This is a genomic window from Megasphaera sueciensis (assembly GCF_050219315.1).
Taxonomy (GTDB): Bacteria; Bacillota; Negativicutes; order Veillonellales; family Megasphaeraceae; genus Megasphaera_A; species Megasphaera_A sueciensis.
Window position 1 is genome coordinate 333,573 of record NZ_CP116939.1, and the last position, 22,230, is coordinate 355,802.

Consider the following 22,230-nt stretch of genomic DNA (forward strand, 5'->3'; position numbering starts at 1 on the left):
AGTGATATATGTAGTACAAAAACAAAAGGAGGCAGGCACCATGTGGAAAGAAGGAGCAATTTTAATCAGAGGAAAGGTTTACAAATACCAAGCCAAGGTTTACGAGGAAGGCAGTGAATACGGTATTGAAGGAGGTAGGGTTTCCAAGGTAATGATTAAGCATGATGGTGAGATTGTAGTAAACTATGACCGAGGTTGGGACGTAGAACCGGAAAGCGAAGGAGCAGAGCTTGCCTTAGCGATTATCTTAAAAGAAAATAATTAAACAAAAAAGGAACGGAGCCAGGAGGCTCTATTCCTAGTACAGCCGATTTTAAGCGGTTATTTTTATGCCTTAATTGGGAGTGAGCATTTGAGAAAGTTGAAGAAATATAAGTCCACAAAATTCAAAGATAAAACTTCCGTTTATAGTAAGGCTGCTGCAGATTATGCAGTCAATTTTGTCGAATGCTTATGCCATACTAAAGGAACCTGGGCAGGTAAGCCTTTTGAACTCATTGATTGGCAGGAACAAATAATTCGTGATGTATTTGGTACTTTAAAGCCTAATGGGTATAGGCAATTCAATACAGCCTATATTGAAATACCTAAAAAACAAGGTAAATCTGAGCTTGCGGCTGCTGTGGCATTACTCCTTACTTGCGGTGATGGTGAAGAACGAGCTGAAGTTTATGGCTGTGCAGCTGACCGCCAGCAGGCATCAATCGTTTTTGAGGTTGCAGCCGATATGGTGCGTATGTGTCCTGCACTAAATAAAAGAGTAAAGATACTAGCATCACAGAAACGAATAATTTACCAGCCGACAAACAGCTTTTATCAGGTATTATCAGCTGAAGCCTACAGTAAGCATGGTTTTAATATTCATGGCGTTGTGTTTGACGAACTGCATACTCAGCCTAATCGAAAACTATTTGATGTTATGACCAAGGGCTCCGGTGATGCACGTATGCAGCCTTTATATTTTTTGATAACAACAGCCGGAACGGATACACATTCTATCTGTTATGAAACTCATCAGAAAGCGGGGGATATTTTAGATGGTAGAAAACATGACAGTACGTTTTATCCGGTAATATACGGTGCGAAAGAAACAGATGACTGGACAGATCCTAAGGTGTGGAAGAAAGCTAATCCCTCTTTAGATATTACGGTTGGCATAGATAAGGTAAAAGCTGCCTGTGAATCTGCCAAACAAAATCCGGGAGAAGAAAACAGCTTCCGACAGCTTCGGCTCAATCAATGGGTAAAACAGGCCGTGCGCTGGATGCCAATGGACAAATGGGATGCTTGCTCCTTTGCTACAGATGAAGAAAGCTTAAAGGGAAGAGTCTGCTATGGTGGTCTTGATCTTTCCAGTACCACAGATATTACAGCATTTGTATTGGTGTTTCCACCAGAAGATGAAGATGATAAATACAGCATTCTGCCGTATTTTTGGATACCGGAGGAAACATTAGGCCTTAGAGTTAAACGCGACCATGTTCCTTATGATGTGTGGGAACGGCAGGGATATTTACAGACTACGGAAGGCAATGTCGTGCATTATGGATATATTGAGAAATTTATTGAGCAGTTAGGTGAGAAATATAATATTCGTGAAATTGCCTTTGACCGATGGGGTGCGGTGCAGATGGTGCAGAATTTGGAGGGAATGGGATTTACTGTAGTGCCATTTGGCCAAGGCTTTAAGGATATGAGTCCTCCAACTAAAGAATTAATGAAGCTGACACTGGAGCAGCGTTTGGCTCATAGCGGTCATCCGGTTCTTCGGTGGATGATGGATAATATCTTTATTCGTACAGACCCTGCTGGAAACATCAAGGCGGATAAAGAAAAATCCACAGAGAAGATTGACGGTGCGATAGCCACAATAATGGCATTAGACCGAGCAATTCGCTGTGGAAATGATAACGGAGCATCAGTTTATGATGAGAGAGGAATTTTAATTTTATAGTTATCCAAAATAAGTTATGTAAAAACAGTTGACAAGCACGTTGCTATATAGTAATATTGTATTATAAGGTAGCTGATAATACATAACTGAAAAAGGAGAATGAGCTATGAAAACAACATTTAATGATTTTATAATGGAAAACAAAAATTGCTCTGGGTACGAGAATAACAAAGATATGCAGGAATTATTTGATAAATTGAACGCTGATGAAAACATTATAAAAATGATTGAGTTCTCTGATCGTGATAAACCTGCATTGGCTGCCTGTGCAGTTGAAATTGAGAAGTGGTACGATTCAAAAGTTAATTGTGGAGTGGATTTGAAGCTGTCTTTTCCAAAAACGGCGGTAGGAAACTTAGTGAAATCTATTCTAAAACCGTTTGGATATAAAGTTATTAAACAAAAAGATTTGCCTAAAGATAATAGAGGAAAATATTTTAAATCTGCATCTTGCTACAAATATGATGAAAATGCAATACGTACGATGCAAATAGTAAAAACAGTTGTAGAAATAAAATAAATTCTGTTCTTTGTGAGCACTTGTGCAAATAGCATGAGTGCTTTTCTTATGTCCAAATTTAAGGAGGTGGTCGATATTTTTAACTTAATGCACAAATTATTCAAGTCTAGAGATAAACCTACAAACAGCACCGCAGGAGGTGCTTACAGGTTCTTATTTGGTGGTTCTACATCCGGCAAATCTGTAACCGAGCGTTCTTCCATGCAGATGACTGCTGTGTATTCCTGCGTAAGGATATTGGCAGAGGCAGTAGCAGGTTTGCCGCTGCACCTATATAAATATAATGAAAGTGGCGGTAAAGAACGTGCAGCAGAGAATCAGCTATATTTTCTCCTGCATGATGAACCAAATCCTGAGATGACATCCTTTGTGTTTCGGGAAACTCTTATGACGCACCTGCTCCTTTGGGGCAATGCTTATGCGCAGCTTATCCGCAACGGTAAGGGAGAGGTTATTGCACTTTATCCCTTGATGCCAAACCGTATGACAGTTGACCGGGACAATAAAGGACGGCTTTACTACCAATATTGGAGAGGTAAGGATGAAGCCAAGCTGAGCCGAGATAACATAGTCATTCTTCAGCCATCAGATGTGCTGCATATTCCGGGACTTGGCTTTGATGGACTTGTCGGGTATAGCCCTATTGCAATGGCAAAGAATGCTGTTGGAATGGCAATTGCCTGCGAGGAATATGGTGCTAAGTTCTTTGCTAACGGTGCGACACCGGGAGGAATTTTAGAGCATCCGGGTATTGTTAAAGACCCTGCCAGAGTAAGAGAAAGCTGGAATGCAGTCTATCAAGGAAGCGGCAATGCTCACCGTATAGCAGTTTTAGAAGAGGGCATGAAGTATACACCTATCGGCATATCGCCGGAACAGGCGCAGTTTTTAGAAACAAGAAAATTTCAAATCAATGAGATAGCTCGAATTTTTAGGGTACCGCCTCACATGGTTGGTGACCTTGAAAAATCGAGCTTTTCTAATATAGAGCAGCAGAGTTTGGAATTTGTTAAATATACATTAGAGCCTTGGCTTGTCAGATGGGAGCAGGCAATGGTGCGGTCTCTTTTATCTAAAACGGAGAAGGAGCAGTATTTCATTAAATTTAATGTGGATGGTCTTTTAAGGGGCGATTACGAAAGCCGCATGAATGGCTATGCCACTGCCAGACAGAATGGCTGGATGAGCGCAAATGACATCAGACAGCTGGAGAACCTTGACCGCATCTCTAAAAAAGAAGGCGGAGATTTGTATCTTATTAACGGCAATATGACCAAGCTTGCCGATGCAGGGATTTTTGCGGCAAAGCAATCTAAGGAAACGGAGGAAAAGAATGAAGAAGTTTTGGAAGTGGAAGAACAAAACCATCAAAAACAAAGATAATGAACCTATTTTGGAGCGCACTTTATTTTTAAACGGAACGATAGCTGAGGAGTCATGGTATGACGATGATGTTACCCCAAAGCTGTTTGAACAGGAGCTTATGGCAGATAAAAGTGACGTAACCATCTGGATTAACAGTCCTGGCGGTGACTGCGTAGCTGCGGCTCAGATTTACAATATGCTGATGAATTACAAGGGCAATATCACGGTGAAAATTGATGGCATTGCCGCAAGTGCGGCCTCGGTTATTGCAATGGCAGGCAGTAAGGTTTTAATGAGTCCGGTATCTATGCTTATGATTCATAATCCGTCAACGATTGCCGCTGGAGATAAAGCTGAATTTCAAAAAGCTATGGCAATGCTCTCTGAGGTTAAAGAGAGCATTATTAATGCTTATGAAATTAAGACGGGACTTGCCAGAGTAAAACTGGCACACCTTATGGATGAGGAAAGCTGGATGAATGCGAATAAAGCAGTGGAACTTGGATTTGCAGACGGTATCTTAAAAAGAAATGCTGAAAGTGCAGCTTTAGACCAACCGGATGTTTCTGTGATGTATTCTAAGGCAGCAGTAACAAATTCTTTTTTTACTAAGGTTACTGAAAAATGTCGCATTAAGACAGAACCCATTATTCAAGAGCGTTCGGTAGAAGAATGCATGAAGCAGTTAAATTTATTAAAGGATCATATTTAAGGGAGGAAATACACAATGAATATTAACGAATTAAGAGAGAAAAGAGCCAAGGCATGGGAGGCAACCAAGGCCTTTTTGGAAAATCAGCGTACGGAAAAAGGGACACTGAGTGCTGAAGATGACCAGACCTATAATCGTATGATGGAAGACATCAACAGTCTGGGCAAGGAAATTCAAAGAATGGAAAAACAGGAGGCTTTTGATAAAGAACTTGCTAAAGCGGTGAATACACCCATTACTGCTAAACCACAGACATATATTTCGATGAAAGAAAAGACTGGCAGAGCATCTAATGCGTATAAAACCGCCATGCTGGATGCTTTCCGATCCAACTTCAAACGTGTAAGTAATGTCCTGCAGGAAGGCGTGGATGCAGATGGCGGCTACCTTGTGCCAGAGGAATATGACAGCCGCTTAATCGATACCTTATCTGAAGAGAACATTATGCGTAAGCTTGCTACGACAATTACTACCAGCGGTGAACACAAAATCAATATTGCAGCCACTAAACCAGCTGCGGCATGGATTGAAGAAGGCGGAGCTATTTCCTTTGGCGATGCAACCTTTAAGCAGATTCTCTTAGATGCACATAAGCTTCATGTGGCTATTAAGGTAACTGAAGAACTCCTCTATGATAATGCCTTTAACCTTGAAAACTATATTTTAGACCAGTTTGGCAAGGCACTGGCCAATGCGGAAGAAGATGCCTTCTTAAACGGTGATGGGGTAGGTAAACCTCTTGGACTTTTGGCTGCTGCAGGCGGTGCTGAAGTAACAGATACTTTGACCGCTGCAATTAAGGCAGACGATATGTTGTCTTTGGTTTATGCCTTAAAACGTCCTTACAGAAAATCTGCAGCTTTTATTTTAAATGACCAAACCTTATCTGCTTTACGTAAGCTTAAAGATAATAATGGAGCCTATATGTGGCAGCCTTCGTATCAGGCAGGTGAGCCGGACAGAATTTTAGGTTATGCAGTACATACATCGGCTTTTGCACCAACTACGGCTATTGCTTTTGGTGACTATAGCTATTACAACATCGGTGATCGTGGGGTACGTTCTTTCTCTGAACTTAGAGAACTGTTTGCAGGAAACGGCATGGTAGCTTATCTTGCTAAGGAGCGTGTAGACGGAAAGCTTATTTTGCCGGAAGCCGTGCAGGTTTTAAAGCTGAAGGCTGACAGCGGCGAATAAAAGATAGAAATTTAAGGACAAGTAGGTGAGCATTTTGCTTGTGAGATTAGAAGAAATGAAGCTGTATCTCAGAGTGGATTCAGATGAGGAGGATGAGCTTATTACTCATTTATTGGAATCTGCTGAGAAAGTATGTATGGATGTAGTAAGAGGTGATGCCAATGCTTTAGATATGGCAGCTAATGCCAAAACGGCTATTATGTATACGGCTGCCTATTTTTATGAACACAGGGAAGAAGCAGATTACAGGCAGCTCATGCTCACCCTGCGTTCTTTATTTTTTGCAGAAAGAAGGGGCGAATTTTAGTGCGGATTGCAAAATTAAATCAGCGTGTTGAGGTCTTAAGGCCTGTGCTGACAAGTGATGGTTATGGCGGCTACGGTACTGTGTATGAAAAAGAGACAGGACTGTGGGTTGAAGTTAAAGATTCCAAATATACCGGCAAGCAGGTTTTTGATACTCCGAATGCCGTTAATAACGTGATGCTGAAAACACGTACCTATCTTAACCTCAAGAAGGGCTGGCATATTTTATGGCAGGGCAGGGAATATGAGATTGTATCGGTAGAGAGATTCTATAAGGACAGCACCTTCATAGAAATAGTTGAATATGAGAAGGGTGTGTAATGAAGTTTTATGCGAAGGTTACCAGTAATGATTTAACAAAAGCGTTGAACGGTATTAGTGCCTGGGATGGTAAAACACGCCTTGGTATTGAAAATGCACTGCAGGATGGTACGAAAAATATTGCCAGAGGTGCAAGGCAGAAGGTAAGCCAAAGAACTGGAAAACTTAAAAAGTCCATAAAATCCGGGTTCGACAGACGTAAGCCAGAAGGAACAGTCAGGGCTAAAACGCCTTATGCACATATTGTGGAATTTGGTGCTAAGGCACATATTGTTCGCCCTAAAAACAAAAAAGCTTTAACCGTTGCGGCAGGAGGGGAAGTTATCTTCAGAAAAAGTGCCAAAATACCGACCAGAAAAGGCAGGCCTTTTATCGAGCCAAGCTTTGAAGCAGAAGAACTTAAGATAGTGTCCAGTATGAAGAAGGTGCTTAATAAGTGAAACGTATACCATTAAATGCACTGCAGAAAGCTCTTATTGCGTATCTTAGAGCACATGAAAAAGTGCCTGTTTATGATTATGTGCCGGAAACGGCAAAACTGCCTTTTATGACGCTTGGTGCATTTAATTGTAAAGAGGCAGGCACAAAGTACGAGGATATAGTGGAAGTAACGGTGCAGCTTAATATCTGGTCTACCTATAAAGGCAAGTTTGAAATAAACAGTATTGCTAACCGGGTAATTAGCCTTTTGCAGACCAAGCAGATAGATTTAAGTGAAGATGAATTTACAGCCATTCGGCAGCAGGTGGATTTCTTTGAGGCTTATCCGGAGGAAGAAACAGGCTACAATGGAGTGATCAGTTTAGTAATATTAGTACAGAACATGAGAAGGAGTGAAGATTAATGGCATATACAGTATTTGCTGAGCCTGTCAGTACCAGTAAGGCAACGGCAGGTAAAGATTATCTTTTGTATGTAAATACAGGAACTACCGAAGCAGCACCTACCTGGACCTTAGTAGGTGGTCAGAGAAGCGGTGATTTATCCCGCAAGGCAGATGAAATAGATGCTTCGGATAAAACAAGCGGTGGCTGGAAAGCAACGCTTCCTGGACTTAGAAGCTGGTCTATTGACTTAGAAAGTGTTTATCTTGCCGGAGATACCGGAGCAAAATTTCTTGAAGCTGCTTTTTTAAATAATAAGCAGGTAAATATTAAGTTTGAATATCCAGATCAAAGCTATCTGATGGGGTGGGCCTCTTTAACAGAGTGCAGTCTTTCTACGCCCCACGATGATGTAGCTACCTTAAAAGGAACGCTTTCCGGGGCTGGTCCATTATCTGATCTAAAAACTGGAGGTACGGTAAATGAAGAAGGTTGAGTTTCCGTTGTTTGGCGAAAATGAGTATATGTTTTTAAATATCGGCAGGCTTATAGATATTGAACGCATGACGGGAAAGCCTGCCGGGGACATCATCAAAAACCAAAGTCTTGATTTAGGAATGCTCACTATCATTTTAAGTGTGGCACTTCGTCATCATAAAATGCGTACACCGCAGTGGTATGCCGAGAAAATGCAGGAATTAGTGGAGGAGGGCATAGAACTTGAAACAGATATTCAGATTCCCGTGGTTAAATGTATTGCAGGGTCCGGCATTTTAGGTAAGGCCGTATATTACAAACTGTTTCCGGAAGAAATGACGGATTCGGCAAGTGAGGAATTAACAGCAGAAAGAAAAAACGCAAGGAAGGGCAGATAGTCCCTTCTTTTTTTGCGTGGCTGAAGTGGGCAGAGAGTGTGGCTTATGGACCTCTCGCCTTAAAGCCAAAGGAATTTTATGAACTTACACCGATGGAACTAGTGAAACTAGCTGAAGGGTATGAAAAAAGAAGAATGACCAATCTTTGGACAGCTTCATACTTTACGGCAAATCTTATGGCCACGCAGACTAAGGGAATAACCCCGGAAAAGCTTATGAAACCATTTTTGCCTAAGAAAACAACAGGTGAGAAAGAATTAGAACGGGATAACTTCTTTAGGGAGTTTTATGCTAAAAGGAAGGAGGCGGACGAGTGTCAACGGTAGCAGAGTTATTAGTAAAAATAGGGGCAGATTCTTCTGATTTAAGAAAAGAGATAGCAGCAACAAAAAGACAGCTTAAATCCGCTTTTGGCTCTGAAGGCATGAATTTATCCGGTAAGGCGGTTACTGTTTTAGAAGGCCTTGGTGCAGCTTTGAGTGCTTTAGGTGTATATGCTGTTAAAGCAGGTGGTGAACTCCAAAACGTTCAGGTTGCCATGACTAATATGCTGGGCAGTGCTGAACGTGCAGGTGCCTTTGTAAAAGAACTGCAGAGCTTTGCGGCACATACACCTTTTGAATTTAACGATGTTACAAAAGCAAGTCAGAAGTTTCTGGCTTTTGGCTTTACGGCAGAACAGATTATTCCAACTCTGACTGCCGTAGGTGATGCAGCCGCAGGAGTTGGTGCAGGGCAGGACGGTGTTAATCGCCTGACGATTGCTTTAGGTCAGATTGCTGCTAAGGGAAAACTTGCCAGCCAGGAAATGATGCAGATTACAGAACTTGGTATTCCTGCCTGGCAGCTTTTGGCGGATAAGCTTGGTACAGAGGTGGCAACTGCACAGGATATGGTTACTAAGAGTATGGTGGACAGCCAAATGGCACTGGATGCACTTGTCGGAGGCATGGAAGGCCGTTATGGCGGCATGATGGAGCAGCAAAGCGGTACTATACTAGGCACTTGGTCTAACCTTATGGATGGCTTAGGGCAGGTCGCTTCGCAGGCTGGTCTTGCTATAGCCGAAGCACTTAATTTGCCTGAACTGTTCAGCTCTATTGGTGAGTGGCTGAGCCGCTTTGCAGAAAACCTGCAAAATGGAGGCATCAGAGAAGCTATTATGAACTGTATACCACCGGAAGTACAAGTGGCAATTGTGGCCTTTGGTACAGCTTTAACCGCAGTAGCGATTCCTGCCATGTATGCCGCCGGAGCTGCGGCACTTGCGATGGCAGCACCTTTTGTAGCAGGAATCGGTGCTGCAGTAACAGCTGCGGCCCCTTTTATAGCAGCAATTACCGTAATTGCTTCAGGTTTATATGCCTTGTGGTCAAGCGGCATGAGTGCAGCCGATGTATTTGGACTCATGGGTGTAAAGACGGAGCTTTTAACTAAAGCAGGAAGTGCTTTGCAGTCAGCTTTTTCTGCTGTAGGAAGTTTGCTAAGCAGTGTTTTAAATGCTCTAAAACCGCTATTTGTAGCTTTTGGTGCAATAGCAGCAGTTGTTATTGAAGGAGTTCTTTTATATTTTGGCTGTTTGATTAATGGGGCAGCACTTCTCTTTACTGCGGTAAGCAGCGTAATTGAAGGCATTTGCAGTGTTTTTGAATGGATGGTGAATGCCATCGGCTCAGCCTTAAATGCCATAGCATCTGTTTTAGGAAATATGGCGGATAGTGTTTTACCCGCCTGGGCATCAAGTGGTCTATCCACTATTTCTAATTTTGTTTCGAATGCAGTCAGCTGGCTATCCGGTCTTATTTCTAAAATATTTGAAACCAATGCAGCTCTAAATAGTGTTGGCAGAGAAAATGAAGAAAATGGAAGTAAAAGTGCAGTAAGCACACCAAAAAAAGAATGGAAAATGCCGGATTTCAGCAATTTTAAAGGCAGTGGTAGCGGCGAAATTCCGTCAGTCGGTTCCGTTGATTCCAGCGGAGGAAGAGGCACAGATTCAAGAGAAGATAATCTTTCAGATAAAGCTGCCAGTACATCTAAAACGATTGAAGACGAATGGGTACGTACTTTTAATACCAAATCTCAGCTTGTAGACCGTTGGTATAAGGAAGAAACAGCTGAACTTGAAAAGTCTAAGTCTGCCAATGAAAACTACGAAAGAGATAAACAGCGTCTTAGTGAGTTATATGCTCAAAAGCACATTAATTCTCTCTGTGAAGAAGCTAAAAAAGCACAGGAAATACAAAACAGTATTCACGATGCATCTTTTGAATCCTTAAAAGCAGGCACTGTATTTAATTCAGATGCAGCGGCTGCAGAACTTATGCAGATGCAGTTAGAACATGAAAAGACGGTAAGCGGTATTGAAGAACGCTGGACTAAATTATCCAACACCTTTATTGGCCTTAACCAGACTGAAAAGGACGTCTTTATCGCAGCTCTAAAAGAACGAAACATAGCTTTTACGGAAACTGAAACAGGGGAGCTGGACTTTCATAAACAAATGCTTAAGGATAAGCTTGCTGAAGATAAAGTTTATGAGGATACGAGGGCAGAGTATCATGCTCAGTGCAAAGATATTCAGGCTAATATTGATGAGGCATATAAGACGAATGATCTTGCCAGGCTGCAGGAGGTTTTAACTGAAGAAGCCGCTATTCGTTTAAATGATATGGAAGCACAGAAAACAATGCTAGATACCTATAAAGAGGCTTTTTTAGCGGCTCATATGACGATGGCACAGGTTGCAGCGGGACTTTACAGTACGGCTTTGAACGGTTTGGAAGATGCTTTTACCAGTATTTTAACGAATGCAAAAAGTGCCAAAGATGCCTTTGCTGATTTGGGCAAGAGCATGATTAAGGTTATTGCCCAGTATTTTGCCAAGCAGGCTGCGGGGATGATTGTATCCCATGTTATGGGGCAGAATTTGCAGAAAAAAGAACAGGCTGCCAGCACAGCGCAGGCAGCAGCAGAACTTGCTGTATGGGCACCTGCCGCAGTAGCTTATGAAACAGTGCATCCAGGTTCAGCGGCCAGAGCTTTGGGTATGGTTACTACATCACTTACAACAGCAGCCGCAATGGGAGCATCTATAGCAGCCATTTCAGGAATAAGCGGCGGAGCAAAGACCTCCGGCAGTAATATTGAGGTAGGCGCTTATGCTAAGGGTGGATATTTTACGGGACCAACTTTAGGCATTATTGGTGAAGGAGCAGATAGTGAGGTAGCATTGCCTCTAAACAGGGCTGTATTTAACAATATCGCTGAAGGTATTGTAGAAGCAGGAAGCAGCAGAAACAGTACAGTTACGCAAAATATTTATGGCGATATTAATGATGCAGCTGATGTGGATGATTTGTTTGAAGGCCTGACCAATATGGTCGCTGCTGGATTAAGGGGTGTATGAGATGAATTTTCCGGAACGTGAAGATAACGGAGATAAGCTTAAAATCTTAAAAGATGGTCATGAATATGTGCTTCCGTCAGCCTGGTCACTATCTGATGCCGGAAGTTATGATTTTAACAGCAAAATAGAAGACAGAACCTTTTCACATGGCGGTGATGCTATAGGGGACGGCATGATTAAAGGCCATACTATTAAAGTGAAATTTTCTATGCTTGCCGCGGATGAATTTTCTCATGATGAACAATTAAACAGGGCCTATCGCTATTTTGCTCAAAAGGATTATAAGCTTTACTGCGGCAGGTCTGACCGCTGTTTTAATGTTGCAGGCATCAGTAAAATAACCCATGAATATGAGAATGGCTTTAAGCAAAGATGGAGTCATATCACGGTAAGTCTTTTATTAGCAGATCCCTTTAGGTATGAGGGACAGGAAAGCCTTGTAACTTATGACTTCCCGTCCGAAGCTTATCAAGCGAAAATGGTACTCCATAATTTAGGAAGTGTTGCAACACCTCTTACCTTTAAATTTATACCTAAAAATAAAATGGCGGATGTTACGATATGGCATAAAGAAACGAAAGAACAGTTTAAGCTTTCGGACGCACTGCTCATTGCTCCTGCTTTTACAGTTATAAACAGTAAGGATGGAACGGTATGGAGAAATACGGCCAACAGCATAAATACCTTTAACGGACAATTTTTAGAGGCTATACCAGGGAAAAACAGCTTTTTCTATACAGGAGGAGCAGGCCGTATTGAAATTACTTATACCAATAGGTGGTTTATATGAATTTTACTTTTGGCAAAAGTATCTTCGGTCGGTTTATCTTTGCTGGCACTACCAAAGGAAATGTAGCGGAAGCCGGCAGAGGCGAAACTAAGAAGTATTATTCCGGTCAGTATACGGTTATTGCATATGCTGCTGACGGTACAAGGACAGCCTTTTTTGGCAGCGGCAGTGAGAAAAACTCCTTAAGCAAGGTAACATTTGAAATAGGTTCTACCGGCTGCGGGTCCTGTGAACTTCTCTTTAAGGTATTGCCTTCTAACAGTGAGCTTAATTATATGCAAAGAATAGACATTCATTTATTTGGAGATGAACTGCCCTGGTATTCCGGTTATATCATCACAAGACCAGTGGAAGGTTCAACGGAAACGGAATATAAATTTACGGCCCACGGCTACTATAATCGATTGGAAAAACTGGTGCTTTTTGAAACCTATGAAAATAGGGACCCAGGGGCAATTGTAAGAGATATTGCCATAAAAGCTGAAAAAACACATGGAACTATTTATAACGCTAGCAAGATAGCAGATGCCGGGTATACCATAACAAAGCTGGTTTTTGACGGAGTTACGGTTAAAGAGGCGTTGTCTGACCTGGCAGATTTTGCTGTGAATTATGTTTACGGGATAGATGAATACCGAAGCTTGTATTTTATGCCAAGAGAAACAGGTATTAATGAAGAAGCAAGGCTTACAGTCGGTAAACATCTTAATAAATATGTACCCTCCTGGAATGTGGAGAAAATTGTTAATTGGGCACGAATCAAAGGCGGTAATATTGATGACGAGGGTGAGCAGTGGCTGTGCGTGGTTAAAGATGATGCAAGTATTGCCGAGTATGGCAGGAGAGATGAAATTTGGACGCTTCCTTCCGCTTATGAAGTAGCAGATGCGGTTAGATGGGGAGAAAACCAGATTAGGCAGTATAAAGACCCGATTAAATCAGCCAAGCTGACAGGAGTACGTTTAGAATATCCGTTGGTTGATGGAACTTTTAATGTAAGGCATATGACTACTACAGGCAAGGCTCAAATAAGGACGCTTTCAGGTGCTACCCATGAGTATCCTATAACCAAAGTCAAATATACCATATCTGCATCAGGTGGTATTGCTGCAGATGTAGAGCTTGGAGAGCCGATTTTTGCTTTAGAAAAATATTTGTCAGACATTGAACGGAGTGCAAAGAATATAGAACAGTCGCAGGCATCAGCCATTAAACAACTGACTGCACTTTAAGGAGGTAAACAGTGGCTATAAAAGATTACAGATTAGACCCATTTTTAAATGTGCTGAATGTAAAAAGAATAAATGGAGAGCAGCATCAAGTGCCTAATCAAAGTCCTTATACGGTAAGGCTTAACGAAGTACCACAGAAAACAGACCCCAGCACTCTTGCTGTAGCTTTCAGCGGAGGGGTAATACTTACAGAGGTTGCTGCAACTCCCTCTCAAAGTCAATACTGGCCGGACTACAATACAATAGCTCATGGAGCTGCAGACTGGAATACAGGAACACTTCTTTTTAATGCAGCGGATGCAGGGAAAATCATTTATGTGAGCTATAACGGTACAGGAACAGTGGTGGATGAACGGCTGCAGGATATGTTGGAATTGTCAGTAACGACAAGTACCCAATCGGAACGGGATGTAAAGCTTTCAGGAACTGCAGTCAGCTATGACGCTTCAGAAAGTTCCGGAGGAGGTAATTTAAGTTCCGGCTATGTAAGAGTAAAGCAGCACCGGGGACTTCCTGCTGGGACGTACACATTAAGAGAAGTAATCCAGCATTTAATTAATCGCAGTCAGACATTGGAATTTATAAAGGGTACAAATTATTACAACTGCAATTGTGACTGCGGCGATGATATGTGAAGGCGGTGATGTGTTTTGATTTCAATAGATAGTAATTTTAATGTTGAGGTATCCCAGTATGATACTTATACCATAAGGTTTAAGTTTAAAGACTACATGCTCACATCTGATGATAAATTCCGCTTTTCCATTAAAGCAACTTCAAATTCAACGGATGTGGTATTTCAGAAGGATGTCTATAATGCAGGGAAAACCTATATTGACCTGCCAATTACCTTAGGAGAGTTAGATAGTCTGGCTCCGGATACCTATGTCTATGATATTGCCATTATTAACAGAAACACTCAAAAGATTACAACGCTTATCTGGTCAGCGTATTTTATGATTAAGGGGGTGGCTCATAATGTCGATTGAAATAGAGGTCAGTGCGTTTAATAATGCAGAAGGTAAGGAACTTGAGGTAGGCGAATATGGTGCAGAGGTTGTCAAAGAATTCGCAGATAAAGCTTTTGAGTATGCTGAAAGTGCTAAAGAAAGTAAAAATCTTGCTGAAGCCTGGGCAGAAAGCAACGAGCCACCGACAGGAAGCGAAACACGTTCTGCTAAGAACTGGGCAGATGTGGCCAGGCAGTGGGCAGAAAGCGATGCAGATCCGGACGGCATAACAGATGCAAAATCAGCTAAAAGCTGGTCATCCTTATCTAAAGAATATGCTAATAACGCATCAAAGTCAGCGATAGCCTCTTCTAATAGTGCTTTAAATGCTGACTCATATGCTAAGGCGAGCAGTGATAGTGCTAACGCTGCGGCTATATCTGAAAAGAACTCAGCAAACAGCGAAACGTCAGCCAGACAAAGTGCTGAAAAAGCAGCTTCAAGTTTAGAAAAACTGGAAACCGTGGATTTACCTTTAAAAGCGGATCTTGCTTCCCCTTCTTTTACGGGATCACCTAAAGTGCCTACGGCGGCTCAGGGAAACAGCTCACAGATTATTGCGAGTACTTCTTTTGTCCAGACAGCAATTGCTGCACTCGTAGCATCTGCTCCCGGAACTTTGGATACCATCAAGGAACTAGCTGCTGCCTTAGGAAATGACCCCAATTTTGCGACTACCATAACAAATCTTATTGCAGGAAAGTTAGATAAAACTGCTAATGCAGTAAGTGCCACTAAAGCGGTACAGGACGTAGATGGAAATAATATTGTAAGTACCTATGCTACGAAAGCCGAAATGACAGGTGGCATTACTAAACTTGCCACGGTTGCTTCCACGGGCAGTTATAGTGATCTTTTAAATAAACCTACTATTCCAAATAAAACAAGTCAGCTCACCAATGATAGCAATTATGTTGTTCAAGATACTAGCGGCAATGTGACTATAGCCGGAACTTTAACGGCAGCTAAAGTAGTAAACGCCTATTATAACGACTATGCTGAATTTTTCCCCAGAGGAGGAGAAACAGAAACGGGAGATATTATTGCTTTGGCTGATGGTGGCAAAGAATGCTACGAAAAGGCAACAGATAAGTCGATTATGGTGGTTGGCGTCCATAGTGATGAATATGCCCAAATAATTGGTGGAGAAACAGATGAAAATGGCAATGTGGATATTGGTAAAGTAATTCAAAACTATATCCCTGTAGCTTTAGCAGGAAGAGTGCACGTTAAGTTTTATGGTACTGCTATTGCTGGAATGAAGGTTGTTCCATCAGAAATACCCGGAGTTGGCAGAGCCTTTACTGAAGGCGATAAGGAAGATAGTGTTGTAGGAAGAATCGTAGCAAGCGACAGCTTTCAAAATGTAAGACGAGTAAAGATAATGGTCAGGAGGCAGTGATGGGGAGATTTTTAAAGCGAAGGATACATACAGTGTTTTTAATGTTGGGTAATAGTTGTAATATGAACTGCCGTTATTGTTTGCAGCATCCTTTGGTAAATCGGCAGCTGACAGAGAAAATTAATCCTGTCATATATGACTTCTTGAAAGAATGTGCTGATGAACTGCCAAAAGGACAGAAACTGCATATCCAGTTTTACGGCGGAGAACCGTTATTATATTTTGCAAACATTAAGACGGTAGTAGAAAAAACAAATGAATACTGTTGGTTTTCAGTTATTACAAATGGGAAGGCGGTCACCGAGGATATGGTGACCTTTTTTAATGCCAATAAAATGCCTGTAACTATTTCATGGGACGGAAGAAATGTGCTGGAAACCCGTGGATATGATGTATTTTCAGGTAAAGAAAAAAGAAAGCTTTTGCTTTGCATAGAGCAGCTTGGCTTATCCGCTGTTTTAAGCAGCAAAGCGTATCCATTGCAAATATTAGAGGATTTTCAGAGCATATCCGATGATTACTATAAAATTCATGGGTATCATGTGGGCATTAATATTGATGAAATTTTTAACACAGGGGATTTGCCGCAAGAACTATTAGCTGTAGATTACGCAAGAGTTGAGCAGGAAATGCTGGAGCTTGGCAAATTTTATCTGGAGAAAAGATTAAGCGGTAGTAAAACAGAACTGAAGGATTATACCAATCTTGCTTATGTGGATAGAATGTTTGGTATGTTGAAACGATTCTATGCTGAGGAAGATGGCAGACTGCATAAAAACTACTGCTTCTGCGGTAATGGGTATGATGTTATGAACTTGGATTTGGAAGGAAATTTGTATCCCTGCCATAACACCAGCAGCAGGGTGTGTACTATTGAAGATGACTATTTTACTTACCTAAATAAGGTTATGGCATCAGATAACACTAAATTAAACCTAAAAGAATGCAATGCTTGTCCGGCAGCAGCCTTTTGCCGAGGGGGATGTAAACTAGTAGAAACTAAGGCAAGGCAGGAGGGTTATTGCAGACTAAAACAAGCGGTCTTTTTGCCGGTGCTTTCAGTTTTTGAAGAGTACGGCAGGCTGATGGCGGGTGAAGTAAATGGCGGTTAATGGAGCTATTTCTAAAACAACCTTTACGGAGACAACAGTTTCATATACCTCAAAAATAAGACCGGTGCATATTACCGAACTAAGAACAGCTATTGATAGGCTGCAAAGCTATGCGGCGAATGTTGATAATTGCGGCAACTGTACTTATTGCCAGACCTGTCAGAGCGCCACCTGCCAGAGTGCCGTGTGCCAAAGCCAGAGTTGTCAAAGCTTATCCTGCCAAAGCTGTCAAAGCTATAGTTGTCAGTCCATGCAATGTAATTGTGACTGCGGTGATGATGGGGGGTGAAGTGCTTAAATGGCTTATACAGATACAACCTTAAACAGTAATATTACGGTAAAAAAACTGCACATATCAGAATTGGCAGCAGCATTGACTGCCATGGCGGCTAATGCCAATAAATCATCCGCTATAAATTTAAGTGGCTTGACATATACCAAGGTGATAAGTGCAAATATTATGCTTTTAAGAACGGCGGTAAATAATCTGGAAACAAGTTTTTCAGGCAACTGCTGCCAGGCGAATTGCTGTCAGACCTGCCAAACCAGCTATTGCCAAAGCACTTACTGTCAAAGTTGCCAGGGGTGTCAAACCTGTCAGGGCTGCCAGTCGGTACGTTGTCAGTATTGCCAGACGGAATGTACGAATTGCAATTGTAACTGTAACTGCAGTAATTGTGACTGCGGAGATGATGGAGGTTGATGAAAATGATTATACAAGGCTTGATTTTAACAGATAAAGGACCTGTGGATATTAAAGAATTGAAACCGGGAGATAAAGTGCTGAACCAGCTTCATCGAGCTTTTGCAGTGAAAGAGATTCAAAACAAATCGGTGAGCGTGGCATATACCTTCGGTAAAAATCCGAAGCTTATTGTGTCTAAGGGAGCTATTTTAAAAACCGTTTATGGAAATAAGAAAGTTGCAGAAGCCGAAAAAACATCTTTTTATATGGCCCAGCCCAATATGCGGATGGTGAAAGATAAGGCCGAAAAAACAGTGGGAAAATACATAACCTATGAAATTAAAGCGGAAGGCTGTGATTCTATATTTGCAGGAAATTATTGTTTTAAATTGGAGGATAACGATGCTTAAGATATGTTTTAACGAGAGGTCTGATTCAGAGCATAAACTAAAAATAACCATCAAGGAGCTATGTGTCACCGCAGAAGTAACTTCTAAATATCCGGCAGGCTATGGCAAGGATACGATTGAAACTCTGCGACCTTATAACAGTTATACTCTGGTCGCTAGTCCTGGTAAGGTTAAAAATTATCGCAAGATGAGTAAGTCGGATTTTAAGTTTTTAGACCTTAACAGGCTGGGAGTCAGCGTAAAACTTGATTTTGCAGAGCTTTTGCAGCTCTACGGAACAGCAGATGTACTGCAGCTTGATACCGGAGTAATTGGTGGTGCGGAGCGGGATATTATTATCCGTGTTTTTGAAGGCAGACCTGAAAATACTGAAATAGAAGCCGATGAGGAGTATGAGGTAATAAGTTTTAATTCTGATGATTTGGTAACAGGCGATCACCCTAGGATGCATTTGTGGGACAGTTATGCTTTAAAGATTGGTGAAAGAATTCTTATGGCCAACAGGAAAGGAATGCCGCAAAGCGGTGATTTTACAATACCGATTGCTTTAGTGAAGGATAAGGATTATGTGGAGTTTGAGATTATAAAATACTCTGGTAATTTTGAAGGAGAAGAACTTACCCGCGATATTGATGATGACGATGTTACGATAGACAGCAGCTGCGGAGTTATAAACAACCGCAGAGTACAGCTTGAAAATGGCAGAGGTAATTTTAGACTTTATCCTATGGGGCATACAGGTATATTTAAGCTTAAGCTTGGCAGAAAGTGGTATGAGGTTTGGAATGAATACAACCTCATCCTGGAGGGTTAAAATGCAGGCAACTATTTATATGGGCAGTAAGTGCAATCTAAATTGTGCCTACTGCCACAGAGAAGAAGATGAGCGTGAAACGGGACTTTCAGCGAATCTTTTGGAGCAGTTAAAAAAGCAGGATAACCTTACCGTCAAATTTATGGGCGGCGAACCGACTTTATACATGGATGAAATAAAGCAGGTTGTAGCGGCTCTGCCAAAAGCAAAGTTTGCTATATGCACAAATGGCGTTAACTTAGAGGCGTATTTGCCATTTTTTAAAAAGCATGATTTTTTAGTATGTATCAGCTTTGATGGAGGGAAAAACTCTGAGCGAGGATTTGACCCCTTTACTAAGCTTATTGATTATCCAAAATTAGCTGTTTCTACTACGCTCCATCATGGGCATACCGATTTAAGATCAATTATTACATCCTTTGCCGCTAAGGAAAGAATTATTGGCAGGCAGTTATCTTTTTTTCCTCATTTTGCTCATGCTACTAACGATGCCAATGATAAATACGCATTAAGCCTTGGAGATGCAGATTACATCTTAAAACAGTACAAGAATATGGTCGGTAGTTTTATGGAACAGCGATTTAAATACGGTGTTCGTAACTTTCGCTATGAAGGAATGTTTACAGGATTATTAAAACGGTACCAAGCAAATTTTGACTATGGAGAAACTTACTGCGTTAATAAGAATCTGCAAAAATATAACACCAAGGGAGAAAGTGTTACCTGCCTTTATATAAGAGATGAAAAGTTGACTAAAAACTGGAAAGCCGAGCAGCAAAGAGTTCTGGATGATAATTTTCCGGAATGCAAATACTGCCCGGTTTATTTTATGTGCGGTGGCGGCTGCCTTAAAAGTAAGAGCAGGGATATTGAATGCTATATCAATAAAGAACTTTTTAGCTGGTTTAAGGCTGAATACGAAAAGTGGAAAGGGGCAAGTTATGCCGATTAAGAATTTATTTGTTTTTCCGAATGCGGTTAACCGAAAGAATGATGCGGAAACGATAAAACTGAATATTGAAGGTAAAGTACTTAATTTTTATCACAATGACAGACTGAATATTATTGATACGGAGCTTTTACGAGAGGGAAGTTCTACGGTAGTTCTTAATAATGGCATTACGGATAATACCTATGTGCTTTATAACTTTAGGGAAATACTGCAGGTACTGGATATGTTGCCAAGTGAGTTTTTGACTAATCTATCTCAGCGGTGCTTTATGCAGATTGATAAAAGTGGCAGTAATGTTTTTATAAAAGTATTTTTGCTGAAAGGTATGAATGAGCTGCCCAGCGATACCAACAATTTTAGCTGTTTTGCTCACTATACCATGGATTATATCCATGAGCTTGATTGGAAATATAGCTGGACGATAAAAGATGTGAAGGCGGCTATTAATGATGGTGTTTTGACGCTAAGCTTTGAAACTCTTATTTCTGACTTTTGGAAAACACCAGTCTTTATAAGTCATGCGGGGCAGAGTGTAAGGGTAAGCCATGGACATAATGCGGTGTCTTTTAAATATATACCCACTGAAAAGGTGTATTTTGGGGCGCAAAACTGTCGGTATACAGGCAGAGCGATTGATATGGAAAGGCTGATAGGGGGATAACTATATGGGGAAGGAAATATTAACAAGTATTTTAAGTGCCGGGATGGGTATGCTTTTAACCTATATCTTTACAGAGCTTAGAGCCAGAAAGAAACGTCAGGATGCTATCCAGACCGGACTTCAGGCACTGCTTAGAGACAGAATCATTCAGGTTTATAACCATTATGTAACTGAAAAGAAGTGGATTCCCATTTACGCTAAGGACAGCATAGTTTCCTGTTATGAAAGCTATGAAAACCTTGGTGCCAATGGAGTAATAGACGATCTGATGGCTGAAATAAAAGCACTGCCAAATTACAAGGGGGAATAAGTGTGTTTGATAATGCAAAAGTAATCTTAGGCAATGTTCTTAGTACTGTAAAGGTGAAAATAAATGCTATGAGCAGGCCAATAAAGACTGTGATTGTAGGTTATTTTCTGCTTGTTGTGGTTTTGGTTGCTACGTATTATATTGCCTGGCTGTACCAATGGCATAATAGGCAGATTGTTATGAGTGATTTATTGGCGGTAATTAAAGAAATGATTGGGCCTGCTATGATAGGGTTTATGACCTTCATAGCAGGCTGTTTTATTGATATGAACAATAATGGAATACCGGACAATTTTGAGGAGGATGAGGAGCATGAGAAAAATAACCTTAGATGAGTTAAGAGAAATGGCTCAAGCTGCTAAAGGCTATATTGATAAAATTTATGTACATTGGAGCGCAGGAAGGTACCATCAGTTTTTTGATGATTACCATATTAACGTAGATGCCGATGGAAGTATTTATGCCAGCACAGAGGATTTAACGGAGCTTTTGGCACATACTTGGCACCGAAACAGCAGAGCCATTGGTATCTGCATGGCAGGCTGTTATGGGGCAGAAGCACATAGTGGTTACAATACAGACTTTGGCGATTATCCACCTACGCAAGACCAAATCGATGGGGTGGCAAAGGTTGTGGCGGTTTTATGTGAAGAACTGGATCTGCCTATTGATTATGCTCATGTTAAAACCCACTGTGAGGCAGCTGAAGAAGATGACTATGGTCCATCAACAACTTGTGAACGATGGGATTTGTGGTATTTACTGGATGCACCGCTTACGGACGAACTAAAACTAGGTGGTCAAGTAATTCGCGGCAAAGCAGCCTGGTGGCAAAAAAATATTTGAAAGTCTAAAGAAAATGGCTCGTACAAATGGCTTACAGCGGCTTTAAATAAGGCTCTGTCAGGTATTTGCCCTACAAAGATTAAATACGCTTGGTGAGGTAATAACCGCAAATGGTGGAAAATGGCTAAAAATAGTAGTTTTGAGGTGGTGGAAATGTCGGATGAAAAGAAAAAATATGTATTTTACAGCATTATTGTTCTTATTATCGTTAGTATTCTTGCCTGCCTTTTCTTATGCAGCGGAGTACAGGATAACGGAGCAGGAGTTGAATCAGTTAGAGAGCAACTTGGCTCAGCTGAAACAACTGAACGAGAAATCACAGAAGGAATTGAGTCTGCTGAAGACCGAACTCGAAATATCCAAGACGGAATTGAACAAGGCGAAGCAGCAGTCGATAATGCTGCAGAGCGAGCTGACTGTATTGAAGAAAACCTCACAGATGCAGACGGACTTATTGCAGGGTGCCAACGCATCCTTGAAAACGTACGCGTCCGAGGAGAAGAAAAAAATGCAGGCAATTAAG

30 protein-coding genes are annotated in these 22,230 nt (G+C 41.3%); all 30 read left to right on the forward strand.

The window, feature by feature from the left end; genetic code table 11:
* The first annotated feature begins 40 nt into the window (after nucleotides 1-40).
* Nucleotides 41-265, forward strand: a complete 225-nt coding sequence (locus NXG62_RS01655) for a DUF7678 domain-containing protein (protein WP_427113310.1) — start codon at nucleotides 41-43, stop codon at nucleotides 263-265.
* A gap of 87 nt (nucleotides 266-352) precedes the next feature.
* On the forward strand, nucleotides 353-1,954 hold the full coding sequence (locus NXG62_RS01660) for a terminase large subunit (RefSeq protein WP_427113311.1): 1,602 nt from the start codon (nucleotides 353-355) through the stop codon (nucleotides 1,952-1,954).
* Between the two features lie 106 nt (nucleotides 1,955-2,060).
* Nucleotides 2,061-2,474: a hypothetical protein gene (locus tag NXG62_RS01665; RefSeq protein ID WP_427113312.1), complete on the forward strand. Its 414-nt coding sequence runs from the start codon at nucleotides 2,061-2,063 to the stop codon at nucleotides 2,472-2,474.
* 48 nt (nucleotides 2,475-2,522) lie between these two features.
* Nucleotides 2,523-3,857 (forward strand): phage portal protein, encoded by a 1,335-nt coding sequence (locus NXG62_RS01670; RefSeq protein ID WP_427113313.1) that lies wholly within the window; start codon nucleotides 2,523-2,525, stop codon nucleotides 3,855-3,857.
* Nucleotides 3,808-4,551, forward strand: a complete 744-nt coding sequence (locus NXG62_RS01675; protein WP_427113314.1) for a head maturation protease, ClpP-related — start codon at nucleotides 3,808-3,810, stop codon at nucleotides 4,549-4,551. Before NXG62_RS01670 ends, NXG62_RS01675 begins: the two co-directional genes overlap by 50 nt.
* Nucleotides 4,552-4,566: 15 nt before the next feature.
* Entirely contained in the window at nucleotides 4,567-5,748 is a 1,182-nt protein-coding gene (locus NXG62_RS01680; protein ID WP_427113315.1) for a phage major capsid protein, read from the forward strand.
* Between the two features lie 40 nt (nucleotides 5,749-5,788).
* The gene (locus tag NXG62_RS01685; protein WP_418804424.1) at nucleotides 5,789-6,055 is read left to right on the forward strand and encodes a head-tail connector protein; all 267 of its coding nucleotides are present in this window, start codon (nucleotides 5,789-5,791) and stop codon (nucleotides 6,053-6,055) included.
* Nucleotides 6,055-6,375, forward strand: a complete 321-nt coding sequence (locus tag NXG62_RS01690; RefSeq protein ID WP_427113316.1) for a head-tail adaptor protein — start codon at nucleotides 6,055-6,057, stop codon at nucleotides 6,373-6,375. The genes NXG62_RS01685 and NXG62_RS01690 overlap by 1 nt, the downstream gene beginning before the upstream one ends.
* The gene (locus NXG62_RS01695) at nucleotides 6,375-6,815 is read left to right on the forward strand and encodes an HK97 gp10 family phage protein (protein WP_427113317.1); all 441 of its coding nucleotides are present in this window, start codon (nucleotides 6,375-6,377) and stop codon (nucleotides 6,813-6,815) included. Before NXG62_RS01690 ends, NXG62_RS01695 begins: the two co-directional genes overlap by 1 nt.
* Nucleotides 6,812-7,219: a DUF3168 domain-containing protein gene (locus tag NXG62_RS01700; protein WP_427113318.1), complete on the forward strand. Its 408-nt coding sequence runs from the start codon at nucleotides 6,812-6,814 to the stop codon at nucleotides 7,217-7,219. Before NXG62_RS01695 ends, NXG62_RS01700 begins: the two co-directional genes overlap by 4 nt.
* Nucleotides 7,219-7,695, forward strand: coding sequence for a phage tail tube protein (locus NXG62_RS01705; RefSeq protein WP_118005337.1), 477 nt, complete (start codon nucleotides 7,219-7,221; stop codon nucleotides 7,693-7,695). Before NXG62_RS01700 ends, NXG62_RS01705 begins: the two co-directional genes overlap by 1 nt.
* Entirely contained in the window at nucleotides 7,682-8,074 is a 393-nt protein-coding gene (locus NXG62_RS01710) for a hypothetical protein (RefSeq protein ID WP_187107529.1), read from the forward strand. Before NXG62_RS01705 ends, NXG62_RS01710 begins: the two co-directional genes overlap by 14 nt.
* Nucleotides 8,075-8,112: 38 nt before the next feature.
* Complete coding sequence (locus tag NXG62_RS01715) at nucleotides 8,113-8,400, forward strand: hypothetical protein (RefSeq protein ID WP_418804433.1); 288 nt, start codon at nucleotides 8,113-8,115, stop codon at nucleotides 8,398-8,400.
* On the forward strand, nucleotides 8,388-11,483 hold the full coding sequence (locus NXG62_RS01720; RefSeq protein WP_427113319.1) for a tape measure protein: 3,096 nt from the start codon (nucleotides 8,388-8,390) through the stop codon (nucleotides 11,481-11,483). The genes NXG62_RS01715 and NXG62_RS01720 overlap by 13 nt, the downstream gene beginning before the upstream one ends.
* A 1-nt stretch (nucleotide 11,484) precedes the next feature.
* Entirely contained in the window at nucleotides 11,485-12,273 is a 789-nt protein-coding gene (locus NXG62_RS01725) for a phage distal tail protein (RefSeq protein ID WP_427113320.1), read from the forward strand.
* Nucleotides 12,270-13,505: a hypothetical protein gene (locus NXG62_RS01730; RefSeq protein WP_427113321.1), complete on the forward strand. Its 1,236-nt coding sequence runs from the start codon at nucleotides 12,270-12,272 to the stop codon at nucleotides 13,503-13,505. Before NXG62_RS01725 ends, NXG62_RS01730 begins: the two co-directional genes overlap by 4 nt.
* Before the next feature lie 11 nt (nucleotides 13,506-13,516).
* Complete coding sequence (locus tag NXG62_RS01735; RefSeq protein WP_427113322.1) at nucleotides 13,517-14,140, forward strand: hypothetical protein; 624 nt, start codon at nucleotides 13,517-13,519, stop codon at nucleotides 14,138-14,140.
* Nucleotides 14,141-14,155: 15 nt separating this feature from the next.
* The gene (locus NXG62_RS01740; RefSeq protein WP_118005342.1) at nucleotides 14,156-14,494 is read left to right on the forward strand and encodes a hypothetical protein; all 339 of its coding nucleotides are present in this window, start codon (nucleotides 14,156-14,158) and stop codon (nucleotides 14,492-14,494) included.
* On the forward strand, nucleotides 14,484-15,917 hold the full coding sequence (locus NXG62_RS01745; RefSeq protein ID WP_427113323.1) for a hypothetical protein: 1,434 nt from the start codon (nucleotides 14,484-14,486) through the stop codon (nucleotides 15,915-15,917). The genes NXG62_RS01740 and NXG62_RS01745 overlap by 11 nt, the downstream gene beginning before the upstream one ends.
* Nucleotides 15,917-17,029 carry an SPASM domain-containing protein gene (locus NXG62_RS01750; protein WP_427113324.1) on the forward strand — a complete coding sequence of 371 codons (1,113 nt, stop codon included), beginning with the start codon at nucleotides 15,917-15,919 and terminating at the stop codon, nucleotides 17,027-17,029. The genes NXG62_RS01745 and NXG62_RS01750 overlap by 1 nt, the downstream gene beginning before the upstream one ends.
* 110 nt (nucleotides 17,030-17,139) lie before the next feature.
* Entirely contained in the window at nucleotides 17,140-17,352 is a 213-nt protein-coding gene (locus NXG62_RS01755) for a hypothetical protein (protein ID WP_118005345.1), read from the forward strand.
* Nucleotides 17,328-17,732 (forward strand): hypothetical protein, encoded by a 405-nt coding sequence (locus tag NXG62_RS01760; protein ID WP_427113325.1) that lies wholly within the window; start codon nucleotides 17,328-17,330, stop codon nucleotides 17,730-17,732. Before NXG62_RS01755 ends, NXG62_RS01760 begins: the two co-directional genes overlap by 25 nt.
* Nucleotides 17,733-17,737: 5 nt before the next feature.
* Nucleotides 17,738-18,124 (forward strand): hypothetical protein, encoded by a 387-nt coding sequence (locus NXG62_RS01765; protein ID WP_427113326.1) that lies wholly within the window; start codon nucleotides 17,738-17,740, stop codon nucleotides 18,122-18,124.
* Entirely contained in the window at nucleotides 18,117-18,938 is an 822-nt protein-coding gene (locus tag NXG62_RS01770; RefSeq protein WP_118005347.1) for a hypothetical protein, read from the forward strand. Before NXG62_RS01765 ends, NXG62_RS01770 begins: the two co-directional genes overlap by 8 nt.
* Nucleotide 18,939: 1 nt before the next feature.
* The gene (locus NXG62_RS01775; protein ID WP_118005348.1) at nucleotides 18,940-19,890 is read left to right on the forward strand and encodes a radical SAM protein; all 951 of its coding nucleotides are present in this window, start codon (nucleotides 18,940-18,942) and stop codon (nucleotides 19,888-19,890) included.
* Nucleotides 19,880-20,551 carry a hypothetical protein gene (locus NXG62_RS01780; RefSeq protein WP_118005349.1) on the forward strand — a complete coding sequence of 224 codons (672 nt, stop codon included), beginning with the start codon at nucleotides 19,880-19,882 and terminating at the stop codon, nucleotides 20,549-20,551. Before NXG62_RS01775 ends, NXG62_RS01780 begins: the two co-directional genes overlap by 11 nt.
* Nucleotides 20,552-20,555: 4 nt before the next feature.
* Nucleotides 20,556-20,861, forward strand: coding sequence for a hypothetical protein (locus NXG62_RS01785; protein WP_118005350.1), 306 nt, complete (start codon nucleotides 20,556-20,558; stop codon nucleotides 20,859-20,861).
* A 2-nt stretch (nucleotides 20,862-20,863) separates the two neighbouring features.
* Nucleotides 20,864-21,196: a hypothetical protein gene (locus tag NXG62_RS01790; protein ID WP_427113327.1), complete on the forward strand. Its 333-nt coding sequence runs from the start codon at nucleotides 20,864-20,866 to the stop codon at nucleotides 21,194-21,196.
* Nucleotides 21,174-21,707 carry a peptidoglycan recognition protein family protein gene (locus NXG62_RS01795; protein ID WP_118005352.1) on the forward strand — a complete coding sequence of 178 codons (534 nt, stop codon included), beginning with the start codon at nucleotides 21,174-21,176 and terminating at the stop codon, nucleotides 21,705-21,707. Before NXG62_RS01790 ends, NXG62_RS01795 begins: the two co-directional genes overlap by 23 nt.
* Nucleotides 21,708-21,827: 120 nt before the next feature.
* A complete protein-coding gene (locus NXG62_RS01800; protein ID WP_118005353.1) occupies nucleotides 21,828-22,229 on the forward strand; it encodes a hypothetical protein in 402 nt (133 codons plus the stop codon).
* Nucleotide 22,230: the final 1 nt, after the last annotated feature.